Origin of the sequence: Anaerobacillus sp., from assembly GCF_046314235.1 — a bacterium.
Classification (GTDB): Bacteria; Bacillota; Bacilli; order Bacillales; family Anaerobacillaceae; genus Anaerobacillus.
Genome location: NZ_JBKBWN010000007.1, coordinates 75,268 through 101,041 on the forward strand (window position 1 = coordinate 75,268; position 25,774 = coordinate 101,041).

The window sequence follows — 25,774 nt, forward strand, 5'->3', positions numbered from 1 at the left end:
AGGGATCAAATACAAATCAAAGAGAGGGGCTTTTTAAAATGAAAAAGAAATTTTTGTTAGTTTTATCGAGTATATTATTCTCTATAGGTTTATTAGTAGGTTGTACGGAGGGTGAGCCTGGATTTGAAGAAGAACAACCAGGGAATTATATGGAAGGCGAGACTGATCCAACTGAAACAGACGTTGATGTAACAGAAGACGGAGAAAATTTCGATGACGAAATGGATGAAGAAGAGGAAGATGAAGAAGTTTAAAAGGTAAGTTGGTTTCCCAAGGTTAAAATTTATATAGATTAGAAGACTGATTTCTCACTGAAAGTAACGTGAGAAGTCAGTCTTTTTTATATACCCTTTAAAAAATACTTGTTTAAACGTATAGTTATATCAGGGAAATAAAACAAATAAAATAAATACGGTGTTGGTGAGAGGTGTTGATATTATGCAACGTTTTAAGGTGCTAGTTGTTGATGATGATCCCAATGTTCGTGAGATTATCCGTATTTTCTTTAAGCAACAACAGATTGATCTAGTCGAGGCTGATGATAGCTTATTGGTGCTTGAATTAGTTGAGAAGGAAATGCCAGATATCGTTATATTAGATGTAATGATGCCTAACAAGGATGGCTTTGACGTATGTCGTGAAATTCGAAAAAAATATGATATCCCGATCATTATGTTGACGGCAAAAACAGAAGAATTTGACCGCGTCCTAGGTTTAGAGCTGGGTGCTGATGATTATGTGACGAAACCCTTTAGTCCTAGGGAATTAATTGCCCGCATAAAAGCAATTTTTCGGAGGATGCAACCAAAAGTTAGTAGTAATGAAAGTGAGAAGACCTCGTTCACGTTTGCTGAACTTTCCATTCATATTGATCGCAGAGAAGTACTACTTAATGATGAAAAAATAATATTACGACCTAAAGAATTTGACTTATTAGTACATTTAGCCAAATCAACCGGAAACGTATTTACTAGAGAACAACTTTTAGAACAAGTATGGGGTTACGATTTTATTGGAGATATCCGCACAGTAGATGTCCATATTAAAAAGTTAAGACAAAAGTTAAAACAAAAAGATTGTATTCAAACAGTTTGGGGTGTTGGGTACAAATTTGAGGTGGACGTATAGTGTTAGGTACGAATAAAAGTATTTTTCGACGCCTCATTATAAGCTATATGCTTACAATTGTAGTGGGGATTGGCATTGTTGGAGCCCTAATGTTTTATTTTGCGAATAGCTATATATATAAAACGAAGCAAGAAGAGCTACTCAGACAAGGCCGAACAGTTAATGCTAATATTCAAGAAACAAACATTATCAATGAAGAAAAACAAGACACATTACAATTCCTTGATCATTCATTTGATGCGAGATTATGGGTTTTTAACGCAGATGGCAAAATAATTGCGACATCTACAAAAGATGAAGTCTCAATTGGAAAATCGGTAGCATCTTCAATTGTAGAAAAAGTAATTCGAGGTGAGAATGCCGTTAATCGTCTAGCTTTTGAGGGATTAACAGAACCGATGTTATCAGTTGTGGTTCCCTGGGGGAAAGAGGATGAAGTATATGGTGGTATCATTTTACACTCACCCCTGATCGGCTTAAATACTTTTGTTGGGAAAATTAGGGAAACGATCCTTTGGGCAGCTCTTTTTGGAATTTTATTTTCGGCAGCAATGGTTTCTTACCTCTCTTGGACGATTTCTCGCCCTTTACAACAAATAGATCGTGCAGCTGCAAAAGTTGCAATGGGTAACTATGTTGAACGTATTCACCTTAAATCAGAAGATGAAATTGGAGATTTAGCTAACACAATTAATATGATGGCGACAAAACTAGAGAAAACGGATTTCGAACGCCAAAGAATTGATACTATTCGTAGTGATTTTTTAGCGAATATTTCTCATGAGTTAAGAACTCCTTTAACATCTATGCAAGGTTTTTTAGAAGCTCTTCAAGATGGACTAATAGAAGAAGAGGGTAGAAAAAGATACTATGATGTCATGTATGACGAAACGATTCATATGAATCGTCTAGTCGATGATTTGATGGATCTAATTAAGTTGGAAAACAAAGATATTACACTTACAAAATATCTTATTGACCCATTACCGATTCTCGAAAAGGAAAAGTTCAAGTTTGAAAGAGAGGCTTCAGAAAAAAATGTTAGTATAAATTTAATCACAAAGGAACCTTTGCCTAAAGCCTATACAGATCCTGTACGATTTGAGCAGATTATCAATAATATTTTAAAGAATGCAGTTAAGTTCACTGAAGAAGGTGAAATTACCATTGTTGCAGAGGAAGATGGACAATATCTTTTATTATCAGTCAAAGATAGCGGAATTGGTATTTCAGAATTAGATCTAGATTTGATTTGGGAGCGGTTTTATAAAGTCGACCGTGGTCGTTCGCGGAAAAATAAAGGAACTGGACTTGGTCTTGCCATTGTTAAAAAATTAGTCGAGTTGCATGAGGGTAAAATTACAGTTGAAAGCCAAATCGGAAAAGGTACGACATTTAAAATATGGATACCTTCATTCGTCGAATAAAGTATGGGGCTAGATTTTCATACTACAAAAGTACTAAGAGGATATATCCTATGATGAATTGTAATTAATAGAAAACTTAGGTTAAATTAAAGAAACGATAAAAATCGTTTTCCGGCAATTGGTTAGTGGGTTTCCCATTAGACCAGTGCCGGTTTTTTATTTTAATCGTATATTAGTGTGTTAAAGTGAGCAAATACATTCATAATATTCAATCTTTTCTGTATAATTAAAGTAGTTCAACTAGGGGGGATGTTCTATTACTCAGGCTAATTTACAGAAAAAAGAGCAAGTAGCGAATATTTATATGTCATCTGTCTCAGTATTAGGTTTCTTAGCCGTCATCATAAGTATGTATTATTTTAAGGTGACTGATCATTTTGTTATTTTCTTCTTGCTAGTTGCTTTTTTAGGAATTACCGAATACTATCCATTTCCAGTTTGGAGAGGCTATACTACCTTAAGTTTTCCGATTATTTTTACAATTGATCTTGTCTACGGTTTACCTGTATTAGTTAGTATTTATGCGTTAATTGTCTTAATTGTTAACTTAATTCATAAGCGCCCGTTTAGGGTTTTAGCGTTTAACCCGACCCAACTAGTCCTAAGCTATTTATCTGCAAAGGGATTAATGTTACTTTTTTTTGCAATCTTTCCAATGGTGACAATCTCTAACTATACTTTTCTAATCGAGATTATCATTGTAACTACTTTATTTTACATGATTAACAATACATTAGTAGATGTTGTTCTGTTGATTAGACCACAACCGTATCCAATGACGTTATGGAAGAAAAAGACATTTACAGAGTTTCTTAGTTTCCTTTTTTCGTTATGCTACGTCATTTTACTATATGTGCTCGGGGAGCAAAACCGAGGCATTGTTGATGGTTTTTCCTTTTTTTTCTTTTTTTCACCGCTGATCGGGTTATCTTTATTAGGGGCTAGTAATTCACGATTAAGAAAGGAAAAAAATCGTTTAAAGACGCTATTCTCAATTACAAAACAATTAAATAAACGACTTCCTTCAAAAGATTGGGTTCATTCCCTACAGTACGGGGTTGAAGAGTTATTAGGTGTAGAAGCAACGATGCTTTGGATCAACGATAAAGATAAATGGAAGTTAGTCCTCCTTGAAGGGCGAGTGGACAAGGATATTCAAAGTGAGTTTGATAACACCAATTTCGAGACGATCTTAAATACAACAGTTTTTCCTGATCATCGTAAAGAAATCGGTCCAGCAAGGAATTTAATTGAAGGAGGGTTAAAGGCATCTGTCTATGCACCATTATTTATTGAAAAAGAGCTTGTAGGGATGCTTGTTGTGGCAAGAAGTAGGACATATAGTTTTAACGAGGAAGATATTAATCTCATATCGGCATTAGCCAATCAGCTAGCAGTAGTCGTAAAAACTAGGCTGTTAATTTCTGAACAAGAAAAACGAGTTTTGCTCGAGGAAAGGAATCGAATTGCTCGAGAAATCCATGATGGTATTGCACAAACATTAGCTGGTGGCATTATGAAACTTGAAACAGTAAAACGAAAGTTAGAGTTAAGCCCCAAACAATCGTCAGTTATGATTGATGATACCCTTGAAAAACTTCGCCATAGTTTAAAAGAAGTAAGGGAAGTCATTTATGCATTACGTCCATACCCTACTGAGCATGTAAGCCTAGAACAGGCAATTCAAAAGCGAATTTCGATTTTGGAGGACGAGCATGGTCTACCTATTTCTTTCAATGTACACGGAGAACCGATCATTCTTGATAATGAAATCGAAAAAGTAATGTTCGATACTTTGCAGGAAAGCTTACAAAATGTCATAAAACATGCGAAAGCTTCAAAAGTAGAAGTTCATTTAAGTTACCAAACCGAGCATGTTCTTCTAAAGATCAAAGATAATGGTAAAGGTTTTTCTCTAATGGATGCAATGATTAAGGCACGTAACGGTTCTCATTTCGGAATTATTAGTATGAATGAAGAAGCTAAAAAAATCGAGGCGTCTTTACAAATTGAAAGTGGTCATGGAGAGGGAACGAACATCAAGCTACAAGTACCAAAACGTTGAACTAAAAGGAGGGCTTTCCATTGATTAAAGTCATGCTAATTGATGACCACACGGTATTAAGAGACGGTTTAAAAAGTATTTTTGAGATGGAAGAGGATATAATTGTCGTAGGCGAAGCAGAATCAGCTGAAATGGCCATTAAAGAAGTAGGATTGTTAAAACCAGATGTAATTTTAATGGATATTAATTTGCCCGATCAGAATGGTGTAGTTTTAACTCGGCAAATAAAAGAGCAATTTAAAGAGATAAAAGTTTTAATTTTAACGATGCACAGTCATGAAGAGTATTTTATGTCAGCGATAAGAGAAGGTGCTGATGGGTATCTTCTTAAAGATGCGCCGTCTGAACAAGTAGTAGGAGCAGTAAGAACGGTTATGAGAGGAGAAGCGGTGATACATCCTACAATGACGAAAAAGCTATTAACGTTTCATCAACAGCAAAATAATGGGGTGAAAGAAACGGAACTAACAGAACGAGAGAAAGAGGTACTTACCTGCTTAGTGCAAGGATTAAGCAATAAGGAAATAGCAAAAAATCTATTTATTAGTGATAAGACGGTCAAAATCCATGTAAGTAAAATTTTTAAAAAGATAAATGTTAAAAGTAGATCTCAGGCAGTTATTCACGCAATCCAGTATCAACTAGTTCCGACCCGAAATGAATAATACTTTGGTAGTAGTACAATACAGTACTTCTGCCTTTTTTTTTATAACTTCTGAGTAATAGTTTTGTCTTAAATAAAAAGAGATAATTAAGTTAACTTTTAAAATATTCAGATTTTATGAAGGGGGAGAACGTATTGAAAAAGTATTTTTCGAGAGTATTAATTTTAATGGTTGTTTTATCGTTATTCTCGTACAGTTTACCTCGTGAGGTAACAGCAAGCCAACAACAAGGAGCGGTAATTGACGTTGAACTAAAAAAAGTGTTTGAAAAAGTGACATCACCTGTGGAAGTCCTCGTTACATTTGCAGGAGATAGTGCGCCATCGAAGGGAAATCTTAATCTATTAAGAAAGGTTGGAATTGAAACCGGTGTTACTTTAAATAATTTTCCGATTGCTGGAGTTTTAGCAACGAAAGAACAAATTGAATTACTTAGTCAAGAGAAGGATGTTCGTTCTTTGTATTACAATAGTAAAGTTGAATTTGAAAACGCGGAAGCGAAAGCTTTAACAGGTGTAGATAAAGTAAGAACAAATGATGAAATGAGAAAATTGAATGGTGGTCTTCCTGTATCTGGAAAAGGTGTAACAGTTGTTGTCAATGACAGTGGTGTCGATGGTACTCATGATGATCATAAGTTTGGGAATCATCTCGTTCAAAATGTCTTGGCATCTACAAATTTAAATTCTTTAGTTGGTCTTTTGCCAATTACTTATGTAGAAGGTGTCCCAAATACCGATAATAGTTCAGGTCATGGGACTCATGTTGCTGGAATTGTTGGCGCAACAGGTGCTAAATCAGGAGGGAAATATGAAGGTGTTGCCCCAGGAGCCGGTTTGATTGGATATGGCTCTGGTGCTGGGGTAGCTATCCTAGATACAATAGGTGGTTTTGATTATGCACTGACAAACCAACTAAAATATAACATTCGTGTCATTACAAATTCCTGGGGAGCGACAAGTGATGCAGGAACTGATTTTGATCCCAACCATCCTGTTAACGTTGCAACAAAGAAGCTTTATGATCGTGGAATTGTAACGGTATTTTCTGCTGGGAACTCAGGACCAGGTGAATCAACAATTACAGGAAATTATAAAAAAGCCCCTTGGGTTATTACAGTTGCTGCAGGTACAAAGCAAGGGAAACTAACTAGCTTTTCATCTCGGGGCTTAAAAGGAAAAGGTGGAATTGTTACTGTTGACGGTGAACAATGGCGCTGGGAAGACAGACCGACGATTACAGCACCAGGTCAAGATATTGTTTCAACTCGTGTTATCTCGCCAACAATGGCTTTAGGTGCAACAAAGGATGCTGAATTAATTGATCTAGCGTATCTTCCTTATTATACAACAATGAGTGGGACATCAATGGCAGCGCCTCACGTAGCCGGGATTGTCGCTTTAATCCTTGAGGCAAACCCAAAATTATCACCATTAGAAGTAAAGCAAATTATTGAGTCAACAGCAACAAATATGCCAGGTTATGAGGCTTGGGAAGTTGGGGCTGGCTATATTAACGCCTATGCAGCAGTAGATCAAACGTTTACTAGTAAGGAATACGGTAAAACAGTAAATATGAATCAAACATTCCATGCAAATGCGACTATGGATACAACAAGAGAGTCATTTACGATTACTTATAATCCATTATTAGGAGGAAGTCTCACATTTGATGTAGCGAGTGGCTTAACAGAATTAGTAGCAAGAATTAATGCAAAGGGCTTACTGGATGAAACGGGAAACACAGTTAGGTTATCGTTAGTTGATCCTGATGGAAATGTTTATGGTTCAGGAATTCCGTTGTTATTTACTTTAACTACAAATCGAACCGTACAAGTAGCTGCTCCTAAACCAGGAAAATGGACTGTAAAGGTGGATGGATTAAACGGGATCGCTCTACCTGAGACAATCCTTGGGGAGTTAACATTTAAAAAGGCCGGTGAATTTTCGGGACTTGATGACATTGGTAATCACCCAGCAGCAGCAGCCATAAAAGTAGGTGTTACCCACCGTTTATTAGATGGATATCATAACGGAAAGTTCCGCCCAGATCAAAAATTAACTAGAGCAGAATTGGCCCAATACTTAGTCATGGGTACAGGTATCCGCCAAAGTTTATCGGAGAACATCGCTAATCCTTATGTGAGTGCTGTTGTTGCAAAAGGAGCTGCCTTGCAGGATGTATATCAAACGAACGATGGTGTAATGCGATTATCGGCAAACGGAAGTTTTAATCCAAACAATTCGGTAACACGAGCAGAGTTAGCTTACTCATTAGTCCAAAGTTTAGGGTTACAAGCTCAAGCTCAAAGTCACCAAGGTGATGTTACCGTTCAATATGGCGATAAACGAGTGAAAGTTGAAGATGCTGAGCGAATCCCTGCTGATTTGCGAGGCTACGTCCAACTTGCCTTAGATTTAAATATCCTTAATGCAACCTTTAATGTCAGCCAGGGAAGGTTTGACCTCCAACCAACAGTTCAAGCTGTTTTTAACCCAGAAGAAGCAATTAGTCGTGGAGATTTCGCAGTAGCAGTTACAAGGTATTATGCAACATATTTACAACCGTAACAATGTCTTAAAAAAAACTAAATGTTAAATACTGAAAAAGCTTGAGAGGAATTTCAAGCTTTTTTTACTTGGAGACATTTAGGGGTTGGTTTGACTGCTGACCATGTTTGGAGAGTCAGTGGCATTACAGAGTGCCTACTTATACATAAAATAAGTAAATGATTATCTTAGAGTGGTTTAGCTGAATTGACGTTAACAATCTAGCTCAAGCATATAGTACCTATACTTCTCAACAATAATCCTTTTGTACGAAAAGAAATAGTACTGATGCAATTTAGATTACAACCTTTGTGTAATAGTCAGAAATCTTCGAATTTTAGATAATAAATATAGTAACAAAATATTTATTAAGGGGATGAATATATGAAACGATACTTTTTGAAACTTCTTATCGCGATACTTGTCATTGCGCCTTTTGTCAACTTAACGGCGACTCAAACAAATGCGCTCGGTGGGCTCGTTGACAAAACACTTGGAAGTTTAAAAACGACGATTGATCCACAGTTAGAAAAAGTATTAAGTACAGAAGTTGGATTGGTAGATGTAATTGTCACTTTTCACGGGGATGGTCCTCCGAGTACAAAACAAATAAATTTGCTAGAGAAACTAGAAATAAACAAGGCACTATTGATGAAAAGTGTTCCAATTGCCGGCGTGCTTGCAAGTAAGAAACAAGTCGAACAATTAGCAAAAAGTGATGAAGTACGTTCAATCTATTTAAATACAAAATTAGAATTTCTCAATGCTGATTCAAAAGATTTGACCGGTGTTAATAAAGTTCGTACAAACGATGAAATTCGCAAAGAAAATGGTGGCTTCCCAGTTTCGGGGAGAGGAGTAGGAGTTGTTATAAATGATAGTGGCGTCGATGGAACACATGATGACCATAAGTTTGGTGAAAACCTTGTCCAAAATGTTTTAGGAACAACAAACTTAAATGCACTAAGTGGGGTACTGCCAATTACTTACACTGAAAATATTATTAATACTGATACAAATTCAGGACACGGAACACATGTAGCAGGGACAGTAGGTGGGACTGGTGCGAAATCAGGAGGGAAATACGAAGGTGTTGCACCTGGAGCTAGCTTAATAGGCTATGGTTCGGGAGGAGCATTATTTATATTAGATGGTATCGGCGGATTTGATTATGCGATAACAAATCAAGCGAAATACGATATTCGCGTAATTACTAACTCGTGGGGATCTTCTGGAGAATTTAACCCTGACCATCCGATTAACGTTGCAAGTAAGAAAGCATATGACCGTGGTATTGTTGTTTTATTCGCAGCAGGAAATGAAGGTCCATCTGAAAATACCCACAACCCATATGCAAAAGCTCCGTGGGTTATATCTGTAGCGGCTGGAGTTAAGGATGGGACATTAGCTAATTTCTCTTCTCGAGGTACAAAAGATAAGGGTGGTACATTTATCGCGGATGGTAAAGAATGGACTTGGCGCGATGAACCAACTGTAACAGCTCCTGGGGTAGATATCATTTCGACGAGAGTGGTTGCACCATTATCTGCACTTTCAGCTGATAAAGATATAGAACTAATTGAACCAGCTTACTTACCATATTACACATCAATGAGCGGTACATCGATGGCAACACCACATGTTGCTGGAATTGTCGCCTTAATGCTTGAAGCAAATCCGCGCCTATCACCTGATGAAGTAAAGGATATTCTGCAAAGAACAGCAACGAATATGCCTGGACGTGAGGAGTGGGAAGTAGGGGCAGGTTATGTAAATGCCTTTGCCGCGTTAGAGGATATCTTCTTCTATAATGGCCAATACGGAGTTACTTTAAATAGTAACCAAAAGTTTAATAGTAATGCTGAGGTAGCCGTCGAAAGAAGTGATTTCACTGTCTCTTACAACCCAGTTACTCTATCAGGTAATTATACAAACTTTGAAGTGAAAGATGGCATTTCTGGGATCGTTGCTCAAGTTGATGGGGGAGGGATTATGGATGAGACAGGTAATCCAATTAACCTTATCTTAATTGCACCAGATGGCACAGAGTATAGTTCAGGAATTAGCTTATTATTTACATTGGAATCTACTCGGACGGTATCTGTAAATAGTCCGCAACCAGGAACGTGGAAAGCAGAAATTCGTGGTCTTCGGGGGAATGAAGTTAATCCAATTGGGATAGGTGTTCCTGAGGAAGTAAAGGGCACATTAGCTTTTGCTACTGTAAGTGATTTCTCTGGTTTAGCAGATATCTCCAATCACGATGCAGAAATGGCGATAAAACTTGGAGTTAAGGAGCGGCTTTTTGATGGGTTACCAAATGGGAATTTTAATCCAGATGCAAAGCTTGAAAGAAAGGATCTAGCCAAATACCTTGTAATGGGGGCTGGTATTCGTCAATCACTAAATGAAGTATCTTTTCAGGATGTAAAAAGAGATGACTTGCCTTTTATCAAGGCAGTTACTGCGAAGGGAGCAACACTACGTGATAGTAAGCAAATCTCGAGCGGTGTTATGCTTTCTAAAGGAGGGAAATTTAACTCTAAAGGTGATGTTTCCCGTGAGGAGCTTGCTTATTCGCTTGTACAAAGTTTAGGGTTGCAAGATCAAGCGTTAAAACATAAAGGAGATGTAACTGTGCAATATGGAGATGAACGAGTACCTCTTGTAGACCAGCACCTTATTTCAGAAGACCTAAAAGGCTATGTTCAACTAGCGTTAGATTTAAATATAATAAATGCCTACTTTACAGTAGTCCAGAGAAAGTATGATTTAAACCCAACAATAGAAGCATCATTTAAAGCAGACGAATCAATAACCCGTGCTGATTTTGCAGTAGCAATGACTAGATTTTACAATGCATATTTAAATTAGGCAGGTTGATTAAAATATTTCTAAACAAGAGGCTCCCCAAAAGTAAAGGTAGCAGTCACCTCTTCTACTATAAATAGATCGAGTACCAACATCGATTCCTGTAATATAGTATCACTTTGAGGTGAGTGGCCACTTTTGGAACGACCTCTTTTTTTTATTAAATTATTATTCACTATGCGCGTTTGTTCATTTTTTTTCTTCTATTTAAAGCAGCTGAAAGGAAATCGGAAAATGCGATCTGATTTTCTGTTTTCGAAGATCCATTAGTACTATTAACTACTTGGTGACTCTGGCGGCGATCTGTGCCAGCATGGATTTGACTAGCTTTTGGAACAAGAGGTTGTCTTGGTATGTAGGTTACATTTGAGTTGATCATTATTGGTTCTCCTAACTTATTTTTTTGAAATTCTATTAAGGCTTTCGCCATTAGGACAAGTAGTTGCGCTTAGTGGTCTATACGATTTCCTGTATAGTTTTTAGAGGGGTTATTAAGCGTTAAACAATAGTTGAGACATAAGTAGTGTGTAAAAATAAAAATCAATGGACAATATAGGTAAATTTACCTTGTATAGCTAAGCCTATAAGCCCACTTGGAATGAACACCATCCAAAGTGGGCTTAATTGTTTCTTTCTATATACTCTGAAGATTATATATTTCCAGAAATTCTCTAGGTATTCTCATCATTTAGTAGCTATAGTTTTTAAACATTGGAGAAAAATAAGGATGGAAAGAAACAAATAACATATAAGGAGTCCCTATGATGAAAATAAAACAAATAAAATTTTATACAATCTGTTTGCTTTTACTAACGGTTGTCGGCTGTAACTTTAATCAGGCCCAAGATGAGAGGAATATGGAGCCATATGGTGGATTTGGTACTGGAGATACTCAAACCTTCGATGAGTATCGTTTGAACGAAGAAGAACAACTGATGGGTGGCGGCCAAATGGACGCACAAATCAACCCGTACGGATCAATTTCGAATGCCAATACGGATATTTCGAGTGATAAATATCCTCATACAAAGGCAATTCAAATTCAGCAAGCGAAGTATAAGTTTGTCGTAGAGGGCGGCGTAAGTGTTAAACATGGTACAGGTCAACAAACTGGACAAGTACCACCGACACCTCAGCAGAAGGAGACAGCGGCACCTCAGCCTGAGGCAGCACCACAAAAAGCTCAGCCAGCACCTCAACCTGTGCCAGCACCAAAACAAGAAGCTCAGCCAGCGCCAAAACAAGAAGTGCCAGAACAGCAACCAAAAGCACCAGTAGAGAAGCCAGAAGTTGCAACGCCAACACCAGCACCTCAAACGCCACAGACTGAGCAACAACAACCAAAAGCGCCGACTCCTGCTGCAGAGGGGATCAATAATGCAGCAGCAAAAGTTATTGAATTAACAAATGCTGAAAGAAGAAAAAATGGGTTGCCTGATTATCAGGCTGATACACAATTAAGTAATGTTGCTAAAGTGAAATCAGATGATATGCAACAAAATAATTACTTCTCTCATACAAGTCCAACTCATGGGTCACCTTTTGATATGATCAGAGACCACGGAGTAGCTTATAAATCTGCAGGTGAAAACATTGCCCAAGGTCAACGAACCCCTGAACAAGTCGTTCAATCATGGATGAACAGTGAAGGGCATCGAAAAAATATTTTAAGTGCAGACTTTACTCATATTGGCGTAGGATACAATGAAAATGGGCATTACTGGACACAGATGTTTATTAGAAAATAATTAAGATGGTGACTCAGTTGATGAGTCGCCATTTTTATCGTTATTTTCTAAATTAAAGTTCTGGTTATATTCATTCAAAGGGTTTATTTTTCTTCTTGTTAATCATAAGAGAGGAATATTTACCGATACGTATGAATAAGATTTTAGAGACACTCTAATTACGAAGACTAAATTCCTCTAAAGAATTACGAAGCTCCTGTCATGAATGTAACGTATTATACATGAAATTGATTTGAGGAGAGGATGTAAATGAGGTTTACAGTCCATTATATTGCCTTGAGTAAGATCAAGCCTGATCCGTCAATAAAGGTAACAACTCACATAAGGAAACTTCGTCGATTAATGTGGGACTGTATGAATATTTTAGTTGTAAAAAAAAATACTAAAGACGGCAGTTACACGATCTTAAGCGGACTTGATCGTTTTGAGTATTTAAAAAAGTATACAAAAAACATATATGCACCATGTATTATTGATGATAGCAATTACGCTGAAGTTAAATCATGGTTTAATCGTTTTCGTAAAAGACAACCTCTAGATGATTTCCCCATGGGCCTAAAAAGCTGGTCCATCGTTCGAGCTTTTTTAAAACAAGAGCCCCGCTTTCAAAAATTAAGCCGGATGCAACAAATAAAGGTTTTAATATTAGCCATTCGATATAAACGAACAGTGATATTCTCGATGAGAACTATGGTCGACCAAATATTGAAAAAAGAATAATTATTATTGCATACCGTTTGCTTGTTGTAATTCTTTTCAGTAGAATAGGGTAGAATCTGAACTAATTACAATAGCCATTAACATCTTGAAAAGAGGGTAAGCAATGATTAAACCATCCATTTATGGATTGACAATAGAGCAGTTGACAGCCTGGATAATTCAGCATGGCTACAAAAAGTCTCGAGCCTTACAAGTGTGGGACTGGCTTTACCGAAAGCGGGTAAAGGATTTTACGGAAATGGTCAATGTTCAAAAAGAATGTATTGAACTACTATCGGAGAATTTTGTAATTCAAACGATGAACGAACATATTAAACAAGAAGCATCGGACGGGACAATTAAGTTTTTATTTAAGCTCGAGGACGGCAACCTTATAGAGACAGTGTTAATGAGACAAAGGTACGGGGTATCAGTTTGTGTGACAACACAAGTAGGGTGTAACATTGGTTGTAGCTTTTGCGCGAGTGGATTGTTAACAAAAACGCGTGATTTAACAAGTGGTGAAATTGTCGAACAAATAATGAAGGTCCAACATCATCTTGATCAATTTGAACAAGGCCAAACAGTCACTCACGTTGTTGTCATGGGAATTGGAGAGCCATTTGATAACTTTGAGAACATGGTAAATTTTATTGAAGTTATTAAAGATCAAAAAGGCTTAGAGCTCGCACCAAAGAATATCACCGTATCGACGAGCGGTCTTTCTGAAAAAATCTACGAGTTTGCGGATTTAAATTTACAAGTTCATTTAGCAATATCTTTACATGCCCCCACCAATGAACTTCGAACAAAAATCATGAAGATTAACCGTGCTATTCCATTAGAAAAATTAATGGGAGCAATGGATTACTATATAGAAAAAACAAATCGACGCGTCATGTTAGAATATATCTTACTACGAGGAATAAATGATCAAAAAGAGCAAGCCCTTGAACTCGCAGAACTCATTGGCTCTCGTGGGAAAAAGGTATCGGTAAACCTAATCCCGTACAATCCAGTTGATGAGCATGATCAATATCAAAGAAGTGAGCGAGATGACGTATTTGCTTTTTACACAGTGTTAAGGGAAAAAGGTATTAATGCTAGTATTCGCAAAGAGCATGGTACCGATATTGATGCGGCCTGTGGGCAATTAAGAAGTAAACAAATTTAGAAAACGATAAAAGGATTTTAAAGAAGTGATTGCAACATAAGCAGTCACTCTTTTTGTTTATTTTTCTGAATATTTAATTTATATTGGCGCAAGACACTAATTTTGTCCATATATTGTACTAACAATAAATCAATTTATCTCCTGAAAAGAGAGGAGTGAAAAATTGTGCAAAACAGTATTGTATTTGGAATTGCGTTCCTCTTCAGTCTCACCATATATCTCTTCTTTGTTATGCCACTAGATTTCTTGCATATACAGCATCACACCACAGCCATGAAGCTAGGCTTACTAACCGTTATAGCAATATTTCCGCTAACGATAGCCGGGTTACTAATTTTTAAAGGGGTTGCTGTTTTCTTACTCTCAGTTTCATTCCACGTTGTCAGTTTAATTTTCTTATACCGGGCGTTTTATTTAGAAGATCAATTATCAGTGTTTCAATACCCATGGACTGAAAGTGGAGGATCATTGGCTGGTATAGAAAACTTCCTCATCTACATTCTTATCAGCTTGCTTGGAATTATAACTTCACTTTTTCTCCTTAGGTCGAAAAAGGAGGCAGAATAAGAAGCTAGGGCATTGTCTAGCTTCTAGTGTAGGATCGGAGGAACGATAATTTTTCGATCATCCTTTAAGGAAACATGTAATTCGAGATTGTGGTTTATTGAAGCGAAAAAGACGTCTTTGAGGTCGGTAATTCCTTGCTTCATTAGTTGCTCGTGTAGCCATTTTTCAGTTAAATGGAAGTCTAGTAACACTTTGGTGTAAACGGTCCCTTCCATAATAACCGGGAAGGTAATGACAGAGTTTGTATTAACGATATTTAGATTTTCTGGAGTTACAGGTTTCTTATTTGGCTTTTTTAACACACTCAAAGAACCATTGGCTTCAAGGATCGCAGTTTCTACTTCGTTAAGATCGAAAATGTCCTTTTCCCTAAGCATTTGCAGTATATTATCGATTGAATACCGATTTTTCCTTAGATTTTTATCTAGAAATTTTCCATCTTGAACAACAACTGTTGGTTCAAACGTAATTAATCTCCCAAATTTCCGATTAGATATTTTCCATTTAGCAACAACTCTCTGGAAAAGGCCAATAAAGACGATTGCTGCAGCAGTTGGGAAATGATGAATATTTGGATCGGCAATGTCAGCACCTACTACAGCGCCTAACGTAACAATGATTAAAAAATCAAAAATAGGTAATTCTCCAATCGCACGCTTACCCATAAAAATAGTGATTAATAACAATAATGGAAGGATAGTAATAATTCTACCAAATACAAGATATAAGTCCTTTACCGTTTCTAGCATGGTTAATCTCCTTTAGCAAAGCTTTCGCCTATTTTTCCCAAAGGAGTAAAAGAAAATGTTAGATAGCAATATAAATACAAAATTATTATGGGACTATGAAATGAAAATTAATAATACGTTTTTTAGAAGTCGGCTGAAATATTCATTCAGGGTTGAGATCGGGTGATCATGAATGTTGTATAAAAATAGCGAAAAATAGTTAATTAAACGTTTGATTAATTTTAATTGAAAGAGCTTGTGAGCAATGCAATGCCTCTTTTGTGACACGCACTCTCCTAGACGAGGTAAGTTTAATTTCAATCCAAGCTCTTTTCGTATCGGAATCACATTGTCTATTCTATTTATAGTTTTTGATTCAAGTTATAAAGGTGTTAATGCTTTCGTTTCCTCTACATGAATATATCCGTCATATCGATCTGAGACTCGGGAGGGTACGTAGTTACCATGGTGTTCATACTGTGGATGATACACAACACCAATCGCACGGTGACCGAGTATTTCATTAAAGTAGTTTTTGTTTTCTTCAGTAAACATGAAATATTTATTAAAAGCTCCTGCTTTATGAACCACTTCTTCCCAACTACCAGGTGCGCCATTTGGAATAGACATAACTTCTGCTTTTGCCCCCCATTTGTCGGCAGCGATAACCGTTCCTTTGTAGGTACCAAAGCCAATTGCATAAATGTCTTTTTCACCATATTGCTCTCGGGTAAGCTGCCCTACATTTACCATCCCTTCACTAGCCATATCGGTCGCCCTAGCATCACCGATATGGGTGTTATGCTCCCAAACAATGCCTTTTACGTCTGTCCCATAATGATTTCCAATATAGTGCAATACCTCAGTCATGTGACGATCACGGATATTCCAAGACTCGTTATGATTTGTTACCATCGTATGATAATAGTGCTCAGCGTTACTTGCAGCAATCGCATTAATTTTTAAGTTAAGTGAAGCTTCAGGATCTTCATCATAAGTTTTTTTATTGTGTTGGATGGTCTGCAATAGTTCGAGAATTTCACTCATACAATCTTCTCCGTAAAAAGCTGCAGAAATTCCATACTGCTCTGGCTTCCGTTGAAACGGTTCAAAGCACTCAATTGCATTCAATGCTTTTGCAAGGTTGGGTGACTTTATCTTTTCTAAATAGTCGACAATTGCTTCCATCGACTCCCATAAACTATAGACATCAAGTCCATAAAAACCAACTTTATCTCCTTCTAATTTTTCGTTGTATGAACGGAGCCATTCAATAAGGTCAACCATCTCTTGATTTGCCCACATCCAACTTGGCCAACGGTTAAATGATTTTTTTAAAACTTCTACAGCACTCGAATACTCTGATGTCATACCTTTTATGTAGCGATTTACTTCATAACAAGCAGGCCAATCTCCCTCAACTGCAATAAACGAAAAACCATGCTCTTTAATCAATTTTTTCGTCATTTCGGTACGTATTGTGTAATACTCACTCGTCCCATGACTTGCTTCGCCAAGTAAAACATATTTTGCAGTGCTTGCTTTGTTTATTAATGGTTGTAAATCATTTATGTCAGTAAAACGAATAGCGTGTTTACTGATCAGATCAATGAATTGGTTAGTTTTAATCATAGTAATCACCTCTACTTTAGTATGAACAGAAGTCCATAAAAGTCTCCTGAAATTGTAAATAAATGTTTGGATAGTATGAATTGCATTTCGGAAAAATAAGATGCAGTTCCGAAAAATCAAATTAAAGTAAGGTGGGTAATCAATGACACAATCGAAGTCACAAGAGGATCGCCAATTTCGAGCACGCAAAGAAGCGCAAAATCCTCATGGGAAAGTAAAGTCCTTCAAACGACTAGCTAATGAAGCAAAAAAAGGGTAGCGATAAAGAGGCTGAGACATAACAAAGTTTCTGACACCAATGAAAGTTCACTTTCACCAACACGGATGTAAATATGATCGACACAAAACATCCAGTCGAAGAAAGTGAACTTTCCTGTAGATGCTATTTACAGGGTAGACAACAATGAAAGTTCACTTTCACCAACACGGATGTAAATATGATCGACACGAAACATCCAGTCGAAGAAAGTGAACTTTCCTGTAGATGCTATTTACAGGGTAGACAACGCCAGGCACCTAATATAGACATATGATACATCTGTACGTCTATATTTAGTAGGATCCTTGTTGTGTCAGACACTTTTGTCCCAGCCTCTTTGCTTGCCGTTATCACGGCTTATATAAGCGCCTATAGTATTTGGTCTGAAGGAAAAAAATCACCATATAATGGTCTAATATAAAGTTTGTAAACATGCTATATTTGTTATATGAAAATGAAGTTAAAGGAGCTAACATTACGATGACTGAAAAACTAAGTATAGCTATAGATGAAATCGTCTCCCTTAGTAAAGAAATTAAATACGATCGCGCACTCTTGTTAGCTAACCAAAAAGTGTTGGAAATTCAATCCTATTCCCAACTAAAACAACTGGCAAAGTCAATTAAGGAAGAGGATTTGCTACCTTTGCTTCGCTTGTTAGATGCTAGCTTAATGAGTAGATATAGTAGTTTACTAGTGAAAATGGTAAACCGTTACACCAAAAGTACATTTACACAGGTATTACAATGTCATGAGCTAAATTATTCCGGGAAATTCCTAGAAGCCGATGAACAGTTAAAAGAAATGATTAAAACCCGACAATCGTCGTTAGATAAAAAAGTATTAGAACGAGCATATTGGGCACTTGCCCATGCGTTAATGGAGATGAAACGCTTTGGTGAAGCGTTTCAATATATGAAGTTGCTAGAAGAAATTGCCACTGAACCATTGTTTGACCGCTGGGGTTCCTATTACTATCAAAAAGGTGAATGGGAGACCGCTAAACAGTATTTTTTACAAGGAATTGAAGAGGATCCGAAACCTCAATACTGCTACAGCTTACTACAGGCTCTTTATTTGTCTGAAGGGAAGACTGAAGAGGCACTTGAAATAATTGAAAAAGGGATCTCCCATGTTCCATATTATTTACCGTTACGTTTGGAGAAGGCTAAAAGGTTAAAAGAGTTAGAGAAAAAAGACGAGTTTTTACATGAAATTTCTCAACTTGAACAGACAACTCCGTTTCATGATTACAGACATTATTTTCAGTATGCGAGAGCGCAAATTTATTATCATAAAGGAGATTATCAAGCGTTCGAAGAGATTGTTTCGAAGCAGCCGCAACTTTTTAAGCACGCATACCAAGTTTGTGACACGTATGATCAAAATAAGATCGTTCTGTTACCGACAAATGTAGTTGTTCAAAAATATAACTTTTGTGTTCCAGCAACTATTTCAATGCTTTTAGCTAGATACGGGATCGTCAAGGATCAAGAAGTAATAGCTGACTCGATTTTTCGGATTAATGGTTCAAGACTATCGGTTGCTATCGAGTATTTAAAAAAATTACAGATGACGGCTCAGTACTTTTTTGGCACAGTTGAGAATTATCAATCACTGACCGATAGTGGGGTTTCTATTATCGTCTGTCTAGATTACCCAAATTCATCTCACGTTCAATTAGTGAAGGGCTATGATGATAATCTGAAGGCATTTTATCTTCAAGATCCTAATTTCCCTGAACCATTTGCAATTACCTATTCTGAATTTGAAAAACATTATGGGAATAATCAATGTTTATCGATCGCGATTATTCCTAATGAGGAAGAAATGAAGCTCTCATCGCTAAACAGAGCAGAGGATGAACTTGTTCAAAAAATATATGAGTTTTCAGATCGCTTCGAGATAAATGAAGTGACTACTGTAAAAGAATTTGAAGCGTTCGCCGAAAACGAGCAATCATTATACGCGATGTCTTACGTCGTGAAGTTCTATTCGAAAAAAGATTTTGACATAGATCTGTTAATGAAAACATCTCAGAAAATTTTAGAAATTCAACCTGATTCAGACTACTTCAAGTTAATTATTGCCTATGCTTATGCTCGCGCGAATAACTATGATGGGGCGAAAGCAATTCTGTCTGACGTGAAAAATAAGCACGTCCACTTGTATCATTTTTTACTAGGAAGAATGGCATATGATCACGAAGAGTATTCAGAAGCAAGTGCGCATTTTTACGAAGCATTGAAGGTTGAGAATGATCACTACGATACGTGGTCGTACTTGTCGCTTTGTTCTTATTATGGAGGCGATACAGAGAAAGCAATACTTTACTCTGAGATTTCACTTGATATAAACCGGCATGATATTTGGAATCGGATGAATTATGGATATATTTTATTTAGCGAAGAACAGTATCAGGAAGCTATGAACTTATATAGTGAGTTGTTAAAAGAAGAAAAACGACATGGCCATGCTTGGTATGAGCGGGCTCGGTGTGAAGAAAAATTAGGAAGGATTCATCAGGCGTTAAGAGGGTTTCAAGTTGCGAAACAATTAGACCCACATATCCCTTTTCCTTACGTCGAGATTGCTAGTATTTATGCGTATACCTATGATGACTATGAAAAAGCGATTGCTGAAATTAACGAAGGGTTGAGCAATTCAAATGAGACAGATTTTTCGTTATTAATGACACTTGGTGATTTTTATATTGCTCAAGATAGGTTTAATGAGGCGAAAGCTTGTTATCAAAAAGTCATTGAACATCATCGAGACGAGGCAGCACCAATTTTAGAGTACACGAAGGTTGTTAATGAGCTAGAAGGAGCTGAAGTAGCTATTCGTTTCTTGAAAGAGGAGACGGAGAAGTTTTTAACAAATCCGGTATTTCTCATAGATGCAGGTGAATGGCTAATGCACCATTCTTTAGTCGAGGAAGACGAACAACAGGCGCTACAGTGGTTAGAGGCAGGACTATCTCAGGCACCACCAAACCTTGAATACAGTTGGAATCTTTATGTGAATTTAGTAGAGAACACTGCGTTCAACGAGAGAGGGCGGCTGTTTTTAGAAAGCCAGTTAGAAACTGAGTATCCTGGCGACACAAATCTAATCTGCTACATTGGATGTTTATATGAAACTGACGGACAATTAGACGTAGCTGAAAATTGGTATCGTAAAGCGTTACATGATCAAGGAAGTACGTTCCCTTTGTATCGACTCGGTGAATTGAGCTTCAATCAAGAAAATTACGAAACAGCAAAGCCTTTTTATCAAAAATGCTTAGAAGTTGACGAAGCTTTCACGGTTGCCTATATGCGCTTAGCGTACATAGAGCAAGTGGCTAATAATCCTGAGAAAGAGCATTATTATCTCTTTTTAGCGTTTAAACAATGTCCAGATGATTTGGATATTGAATATTTCTTGGAGTCATCTGATCAAGTGGGCAAGTTAAGTGACGTCGAGGAATATTTAGAAACCATTCAAGGGGAAGTAGAAGAAGTTTGGCGATTACAAACATTAGCGTTTATAGCAGAGGTGCAAGAGGACCTAAACCGCGAAGCTGTTTTAATCGAAGAGGCTTTAGCGATTGATCCCAAACAAGAAGGATTACTTCAGCATTATGCGAATGTCTGCTTCAAACAAGAACGCTATGAGCAAGCGATCGAACTCTGTTTAGAGCTCATCCAAGCGGATTTAGAGAACGAGCATTTATACAATATTTTATTGGGTTCGGTCATTGACAGTAGAAAAGTTAGTATCTGTAAGGAATTGTTAATCGATTTACAGCTGACAGATGAAGATAAAAGTATCGTAATGATGCATGCAGCAAATGCGTTGGTTCGCTTTTTAGCTGCGATCAAAGATGAAATAGCTACTTCAAAGGCACTGTTTAAATCGTTTATAACAAAAAAGCAGATTAAGCTCCTAGAGCCCAAGATCATTGAATTATTTAAATTGTCATATGAGCTCAATCCAAACAATGGCGTTGGAATTAATTGGCTTTGTGAGTACCACTGTCAGCATGGTGGTGGTATTGTGGTTGCCAAAGACGAGCTGCAGCATTATCTTCAAAAAGGTTGGAATTTTGATCTCGCGTTTTACCTTGGCTATTTTACGCTGGAACATTGGGATTCTTCAAATACTGAGTTGTATGAACAGGCAATTGATCTTTTAACTCGCTGCCTTGCAGAAGGAAAAGAACTTGCAGCGATACACAACAATCTAGGACAATTTTATTTAAATCTCGGAAAATTTGAAAAATCTATTTATCATCTAGAACAAGCAATTGAAAATGATCCACATCTTTGCAACCCATATTATTTGAAAAGTTGTTTGTATCAACAACTTGGTGACTATGAGAAGATGGAAGAATGGGCAGATAAAGCAATTCAAGTTGATCCTGAGTATATTGACGCCTACACGCAACTCAGCATTGCTGTTCATCTACAAGGCAGAACAGAAGAAGCCTTGCACTATACGGATCAGTTACTAGATTTAGATGAGGACAACGTAAATGGGCATTACAATAAAGCATGTTTCTTGTCCGTTATTGGCCATGTTGATGAAGCCTTTGAACACCTTCAATTTGCTATAACAAATGAATTTGAAGATCGCTATTACCGCAACTTAGCCGAAACAGATCCAGATTTAGAACCTTTAAAGACTAATCCGTTAATGGTTAAAAAAGTAAGGAAGTTATTGAAATAACAAACATACTAACATTAGTAGTACAGACCAAGGCCATGGTTTGTACTACTATTTTTTTATTGTAGAAGTGAAGTAAGCTTGAACAGACTCTTTGTCGCTTCTCCAGGAAATTGTTTCATAACCATAAAAAGGTGCTCGCACTGTTACGTTTGCCATTAATTTATCGTAACTAGCAGATGGATACCGCCCACCAATTTAGATACCGTATTCATTTATATATTAGGGAATTACAGTCGATCACATTTAGAGATTCATAATTAGGGATTCACAGTCGCATTCCATTTAGAGATTAATAATTAGGGAATTACAGTCGCATGCCATTTAGAGATTCATATTAGGGGATCTCAGTCGCATTCCATTTAGAGATTCATATTAGGGAATCTCAGTCGGATTCCATTTAGAGACTCATATTAGGGAATCTCAGTCGGATTTCATTTAATGATGCTTATTTAGTGACTCTCCTCAAATGACAATACATAATATCCCTCCGTATTCACATGCTAAGCAAATCATGTATTAATTAGGAGGATTTGGTATGGAAGCAAGTTGGTTATCCATTATTCCTTTTTTAGTAGTCATTCCAATTGCAATTTTTACAAAAGAAGTTCTGCCAGGCTTGATTGCTGGATTGTTAATGGGATGCTATTTACTATCGCCTACATTGCTCGGCGGAATGCAAACATTTCTTTTATATGTTGTTCAAGCTCTTATTGATGAAAATAATATTAAGATTGTTGTTTTTCTTTATTCGTTTGCCGGTTTAGTCGGCATGATTAAGGCAACAGGAGGAATTAAGGGATTTGTTGAAAAAGCTGCTGAAAAAATTACAACAAAAAAACAAGCGCTTACGATTACTTACATTTCTACGATCGGAACTTTTATTGCGCCGACCTTTCGCTTTGTAACGATTACGCCGATTATGAAGGCGTTATTGAAAAAAGTGCCGATGTCTACGAAAGAACTCGGTTTTGTCATTGAGTCTACAGCAACGCCACTGATTGTTTTGATCCCTGTTGCTACTGCTTTTGTTGGTTATATGGTATCGGTCATTCAAATTTCAGTAGAAAATGTCGGAGGCCAGTTTGAGCCTTACTCGTTATTTATTCAAAGTATTCCGTTTAACTTTTTTGCGATTACGATCATTTTAGTGGGTATTTATTTGAGTTTTTTTCATCCTTCACATACAGACGAGCCAACGATGATCGACGGAGAGGACCAAGAAGATTGGCATGACTGTCATCCGGCCGTTTCCAAAGATCTTCCGATAAAGCCATGGAATTTACTCGTGCCGATCGTGATTGTAATCGGTTTGACGTTATTTTTAACTTGGTGGGACGGAGCGCTACAAGGGTACTCTTTTTTTGAAGCGTTTATTAATGCGAATGTTCTTCAAGCAATGGTTGTTGCATTATTGATTACCGTTTTTCTCTCGATTGCCTTTTTTCTTTTTCAAAAATTTACATTATCAGGTTTAATCAATAGTTTTATTACAGGTGGAAACGATTTAATGTCAGTAATTGTGCTACTATCAGTTGTCTGGGGCTTGTCATCTGTAACTGATGATTTGGGTTTCACAGGCTTTGTTACAGCCCATACAAATTGGATTCCAACAATGTTTATTACACCATTAATGTTTGCATTTGGGGCCCTCGTCTCTTATTTTATTGGTTCAGCATGGGGAACGTGGGGGATACTCATGCCACTAGGTGTATCTCTTTCGTTAGCTGGTGATGTTTCACTACCACTTATTATTGGTGCAGTCTTTGCGAGCGGATCATTTGGCGCATTTGCCTCCCCTCTTAGCGATGATACAAACACAATTGCAAAAATATTAGGGTTGTCCGTGATGGATTACGCTCGTTTTAAATTGAAACCAGCCCTAATTGCCGCAGGAATTTCGGTAGTTTTGTATACTGGAATGTCATTTTTGATGTAGGTAGAGTGAGTCTATGGGGAGGAGAATATTAAATTAGTTCCACTGGACCGGATATTCCAGATATTAGGATTTAGTGTCCTTGAAAGACCGCATAGTGGACCAGGTATTCCAGAAATTAGGATTTCGCGTCCTTGAAAGACAGCTTAGCGGACAGGATATACCAGATATTAGGTTATAGTGTCCTTGAAAGACAGTTTAGCGGACCGGATATTCCAGAAATTAGGATGTGGTGTCCTTGAAAGACAGCATAGTGGACCGGATATTCCAGATATTAGGGATTAATGTCCTTAAAAGACAACTTAGTGGACTGGATATACCAGATATTAGGATGTGGTGTCCTTGAAAGACAGCATAGCGGACCGGATATTCCAGATATTAGGATCTAGTGTCCTTGAAAGACAGCATAGTGGACTTAATATTCCAGAAATTAGGGTTTAGTGTCCTTGAAGGAAAGCTTAGCGGACCGAATATTCCAGAAATTAGGGTTTAGTGTCCTTGAAGGAAAGCTTAGCGGACCGAATATTCCAGATATTAGGAATTAATGTCCTTGAAAGACAACTTAGTGGACTAGATATTCCAGATATTAGGATATAGTGTCCTTGAAAGACAGCATAGTGGACTGAATATACCAGATATTAGGATATAGTGTCCTTGAAAGACAGCATAGTGGACTGAATATACCAGATATTAGGATATAGTGTCCTTGAAAGATAGCTTACCGGAAAGGATATTCCAGAAATTAGGATTTGGTGTCCTTGAAAGACAGCATAGTGGACCGGGTATACCAGATATTAGGATTTGATGTCCTTGAAAGACAGCTTAGCGGACCGAATATACCAGATATTAGGATTTGGTGTCCTGCAAATTGATCTTACTAGAGGCGAAATCGGCTAGACTTTAAAATTTATTGCCGGGCCGAGAAAATGCATGTGAACCAGTGATAACAATGAAATTGTCAACAATATTGTCATAGTAAAATTAAGCGAAAGTAACCTACCTAATACAAAAATATAGTATGATTCCTCTCATTTTCTATAATTGTATGAATATTCATTGACTTCCAACTTTTAAGCGCTTACAATTTAAGTATTAGTATTTTAGTTGATTAGACAATTTAGACTAATGAGAGAGTTGTTAATATGACATCATTTAGTAAAGATCGCCGCATAGGGCGATTAGCGATCTTGCTTATCCTTAGTGAACAAGATCAAGCTGAGCAACAGAAGTTTATAAGTGAACTAGGCTGGAGAAGTTGCACTGGAAAGGTTGGTTCTATGGAAGCGAACAAAGTTGTCGCAGCCATCGAAACGGCAGCCAAGAAAAATGGGGTTATCAAAAGCGATGTTTACCGTGAGTCACACGCTTTATACCACGCTATTATGGAGGCTTTAAGTGGTGTTACAAGAGGACAAGTGCAAATCGGCTCTGTTTTACGTACTGTAGGTTTGAGCTTCTCAATCCTTCGTGGCAATCCTTATGAAAATGAAGCTGAAGGCGATTGGTTAGCGGTCTGCCTTTACGGAACGATTGGGGCACCTGTCAAAGGCTCCGAGCATGAAACGATCGGTTTAGGGATAAATCATATTTAGATCATATGCGTCGCCCTGTATAAG

General features: G+C 37.3%; 18 protein-coding genes. 15 read left to right on the forward strand and 3 right to left on the reverse strand.

Going from position 1 to position 25,774, the window contains the following annotated elements; all coding sequences use genetic code 11:
- The first annotated feature begins 38 nt into the window (after positions 1 to 38).
- The 7 genes from ACK4M9_RS11585 (at position 39) to ACK4M9_RS11615 (ending at position 10,708) form a co-directional block, all read left to right on the forward strand.
- Positions 39 to 254 (forward strand): hypothetical protein, encoded by a 216-nt coding sequence (locus ACK4M9_RS11585; RefSeq protein WP_409850546.1) that lies wholly within the window; start codon positions 39 to 41, stop codon positions 252 to 254.
- Positions 255 to 438: 184 nt separating this feature from the next.
- Positions 439 to 1,128, forward strand: a complete 690-nt coding sequence (locus tag ACK4M9_RS11590) for a response regulator transcription factor (RefSeq protein WP_409850548.1) — start codon at positions 439 to 441, stop codon at positions 1,126 to 1,128.
- Entirely contained in the window at positions 1,128 to 2,555 is a 1,428-nt protein-coding gene (locus ACK4M9_RS11595; protein ID WP_409850550.1) for a sensor histidine kinase, read from the forward strand. Before ACK4M9_RS11590 ends, ACK4M9_RS11595 begins: the two co-directional genes overlap by 1 nt.
- A gap of 304 nt (positions 2,556 to 2,859) precedes the next feature.
- Positions 2,860 to 4,620, forward strand: a complete 1,761-nt coding sequence (locus tag ACK4M9_RS11600; RefSeq protein ID WP_409850552.1) for a GAF domain-containing sensor histidine kinase — start codon at positions 2,860 to 2,862, stop codon at positions 4,618 to 4,620.
- 20 nt (positions 4,621 to 4,640) lie between these two features.
- A complete protein-coding gene (locus tag ACK4M9_RS11605; RefSeq protein ID WP_409850554.1) occupies positions 4,641 to 5,285 on the forward strand; it encodes a response regulator in 645 nt (214 codons plus the stop codon).
- Between the two features lie 134 nt (positions 5,286 to 5,419).
- A complete protein-coding gene (locus ACK4M9_RS11610; protein ID WP_409850556.1) occupies positions 5,420 to 7,855 on the forward strand; it encodes a S8 family serine peptidase in 2,436 nt (811 codons plus the stop codon).
- A gap of 363 nt (positions 7,856 to 8,218) precedes the next feature.
- Positions 8,219 to 10,708, forward strand: a complete 2,490-nt coding sequence (locus ACK4M9_RS11615) for a S8 family serine peptidase (RefSeq protein WP_409850558.1) — start codon at positions 8,219 to 8,221, stop codon at positions 10,706 to 10,708.
- 172 nt (positions 10,709 to 10,880) lie between these two features.
- Here the strand turns inward: ACK4M9_RS11615 and ACK4M9_RS11620 are convergent, their stop codons facing one another.
- Positions 10,881 to 11,084 (reverse strand): hypothetical protein, encoded by a 204-nt coding sequence (locus ACK4M9_RS11620; RefSeq protein ID WP_409850560.1) that lies wholly within the window; start codon positions 11,082 to 11,084, stop codon positions 10,881 to 10,883.
- Between the two features lie 382 nt (positions 11,085 to 11,466).
- Here ACK4M9_RS11620 and ACK4M9_RS11625 point away from each other — a divergent pair, with 382 nt between their 5' ends.
- From ACK4M9_RS11625 to ACK4M9_RS11640, 4 genes are all read left to right on the forward strand, one after another.
- Positions 11,467 to 12,453: a CAP domain-containing protein gene (locus ACK4M9_RS11625; RefSeq protein WP_409850562.1), complete on the forward strand. Its 987-nt coding sequence runs from the start codon at positions 11,467 to 11,469 to the stop codon at positions 12,451 to 12,453.
- Positions 12,454 to 12,702: 249 nt separating this feature from the next.
- The gene (locus tag ACK4M9_RS11630) at positions 12,703 to 13,173 is read left to right on the forward strand and encodes a hypothetical protein (RefSeq protein WP_409850564.1); all 471 of its coding nucleotides are present in this window, start codon (positions 12,703 to 12,705) and stop codon (positions 13,171 to 13,173) included.
- Positions 13,174 to 13,276: 103 nt separating this feature from the next.
- The gene (gene rlmN / locus ACK4M9_RS11635; RefSeq protein WP_409850566.1) at positions 13,277 to 14,326 is read left to right on the forward strand and encodes a dual-specificity RNA methyltransferase RlmN; all 1,050 of its coding nucleotides are present in this window, start codon (positions 13,277 to 13,279) and stop codon (positions 14,324 to 14,326) included.
- A 165-nt stretch (positions 14,327 to 14,491) separates the two neighbouring features.
- Positions 14,492 to 14,893 (forward strand): hypothetical protein, encoded by a 402-nt coding sequence (locus tag ACK4M9_RS11640; protein ID WP_409850568.1) that lies wholly within the window; start codon positions 14,492 to 14,494, stop codon positions 14,891 to 14,893.
- A 23-nt stretch (positions 14,894 to 14,916) separates the two neighbouring features.
- Here ACK4M9_RS11640 and ACK4M9_RS11645 read toward each other — a convergent pair whose 3' ends face one another.
- Together ACK4M9_RS11645 and ACK4M9_RS11650 are read right to left on the reverse strand one after the other, a co-directional pair.
- Positions 14,917 to 15,642 carry a DUF421 domain-containing protein gene (locus ACK4M9_RS11645; RefSeq protein ID WP_409850570.1) on the reverse strand — a complete coding sequence of 242 codons (726 nt, stop codon included), beginning with the start codon at positions 15,640 to 15,642 and terminating at the stop codon, positions 14,917 to 14,919.
- A gap of 360 nt (positions 15,643 to 16,002) precedes the next feature.
- On the reverse strand, positions 16,003 to 17,253 hold the full coding sequence (locus ACK4M9_RS11650; protein ID WP_409850572.1) for an erythromycin esterase family protein: 1,251 nt from the start codon (positions 17,251 to 17,253) through the stop codon (positions 16,003 to 16,005).
- A 142-nt stretch (positions 17,254 to 17,395) separates the two neighbouring features.
- Here ACK4M9_RS11650 and ACK4M9_RS11655 point away from each other — a divergent pair, with 142 nt between their 5' ends.
- From ACK4M9_RS11655 to hutP, 4 genes are all read left to right on the forward strand, one after another.
- The gene (locus tag ACK4M9_RS11655) at positions 17,396 to 17,512 is read left to right on the forward strand and encodes a DUF6254 family protein (RefSeq protein WP_409850574.1); all 117 of its coding nucleotides are present in this window, start codon (positions 17,396 to 17,398) and stop codon (positions 17,510 to 17,512) included.
- Between the two features lie 480 nt (positions 17,513 to 17,992).
- A complete protein-coding gene (locus ACK4M9_RS11660) occupies positions 17,993 to 22,225 on the forward strand; it encodes a tetratricopeptide repeat protein (protein ID WP_409850576.1) in 4,233 nt (1,410 codons plus the stop codon).
- Between the two features lie 535 nt (positions 22,226 to 22,760).
- The gene (locus tag ACK4M9_RS11665; protein ID WP_409850578.1) at positions 22,761 to 24,161 is read left to right on the forward strand and encodes a Na+/H+ antiporter NhaC family protein; all 1,401 of its coding nucleotides are present in this window, start codon (positions 22,761 to 22,763) and stop codon (positions 24,159 to 24,161) included.
- A gap of 1,139 nt (positions 24,162 to 25,300) precedes the next feature.
- Positions 25,301 to 25,750: a histidine utilization transcription antiterminator HutP gene (gene hutP, locus ACK4M9_RS11670; RefSeq protein WP_409850580.1), complete on the forward strand. Its 450-nt coding sequence runs from the start codon at positions 25,301 to 25,303 to the stop codon at positions 25,748 to 25,750.
- Positions 25,751 to 25,774 lie beyond the last annotated feature (24 nt).

What these genes read in the sequence shown, in the direction of transcription:
- ACK4M9_RS11660 (WP_409850576.1), top strand. Translation starts at nt 17,993, where the DNA reads ATGACTGAAAAACTAAGTATAGCTATAGATGAAATCGTCTCCCTTAGT.
- ACK4M9_RS11625 (WP_409850562.1), top strand. Translation starts at nt 11,467, where the DNA reads ATGATGAAAATAAAACAAATAAAATTTTATACAATCTGTTTGCTTTTA.
- ACK4M9_RS11650 (WP_409850572.1), bottom strand. Translation starts at nt 17,253, where the DNA reads ATGATTAAAACTAACCAATTCATTGATCTGATCAGTAAACACGCTATT.
- rlmN (WP_409850566.1), top strand. Translation starts at nt 13,277, where the DNA reads ATGATTAAACCATCCATTTATGGATTGACAATAGAGCAGTTGACAGCC.
- ACK4M9_RS11585 (WP_409850546.1), top strand. Translation starts at nt 39, where the DNA reads ATGAAAAAGAAATTTTTGTTAGTTTTATCGAGTATATTATTCTCTATA.
- ACK4M9_RS11630 (WP_409850564.1), top strand. Translation starts at nt 12,703, where the DNA reads ATGAGGTTTACAGTCCATTATATTGCCTTGAGTAAGATCAAGCCTGAT.
- hutP (WP_409850580.1), top strand. Translation starts at nt 25,301, where the DNA reads ATGACATCATTTAGTAAAGATCGCCGCATAGGGCGATTAGCGATCTTG.
- ACK4M9_RS11665 (WP_409850578.1), top strand. Translation starts at nt 22,761, where the DNA reads ATGGAAGCAAGTTGGTTATCCATTATTCCTTTTTTAGTAGTCATTCCA.
- ACK4M9_RS11645 (WP_409850570.1), bottom strand. Translation starts at nt 15,642, where the DNA reads ATGCTAGAAACGGTAAAGGACTTATATCTTGTATTTGGTAGAATTATT.
- ACK4M9_RS11590 (WP_409850548.1), top strand. Translation starts at nt 439, where the DNA reads ATGCAACGTTTTAAGGTGCTAGTTGTTGATGATGATCCCAATGTTCGT.
- ACK4M9_RS11620 (WP_409850560.1), bottom strand. Translation starts at nt 11,084, where the DNA reads ATGATCAACTCAAATGTAACCTACATACCAAGACAACCTCTTGTTCCA.
- ACK4M9_RS11615 (WP_409850558.1), top strand. Translation starts at nt 8,219, where the DNA reads ATGAAACGATACTTTTTGAAACTTCTTATCGCGATACTTGTCATTGCG.
- ACK4M9_RS11655 (WP_409850574.1), top strand. Translation starts at nt 17,396, where the DNA reads ATGACACAATCGAAGTCACAAGAGGATCGCCAATTTCGAGCACGCAAA.
- ACK4M9_RS11600 (WP_409850552.1), top strand. Translation starts at nt 2,860, where the DNA reads ATGTCATCTGTCTCAGTATTAGGTTTCTTAGCCGTCATCATAAGTATG.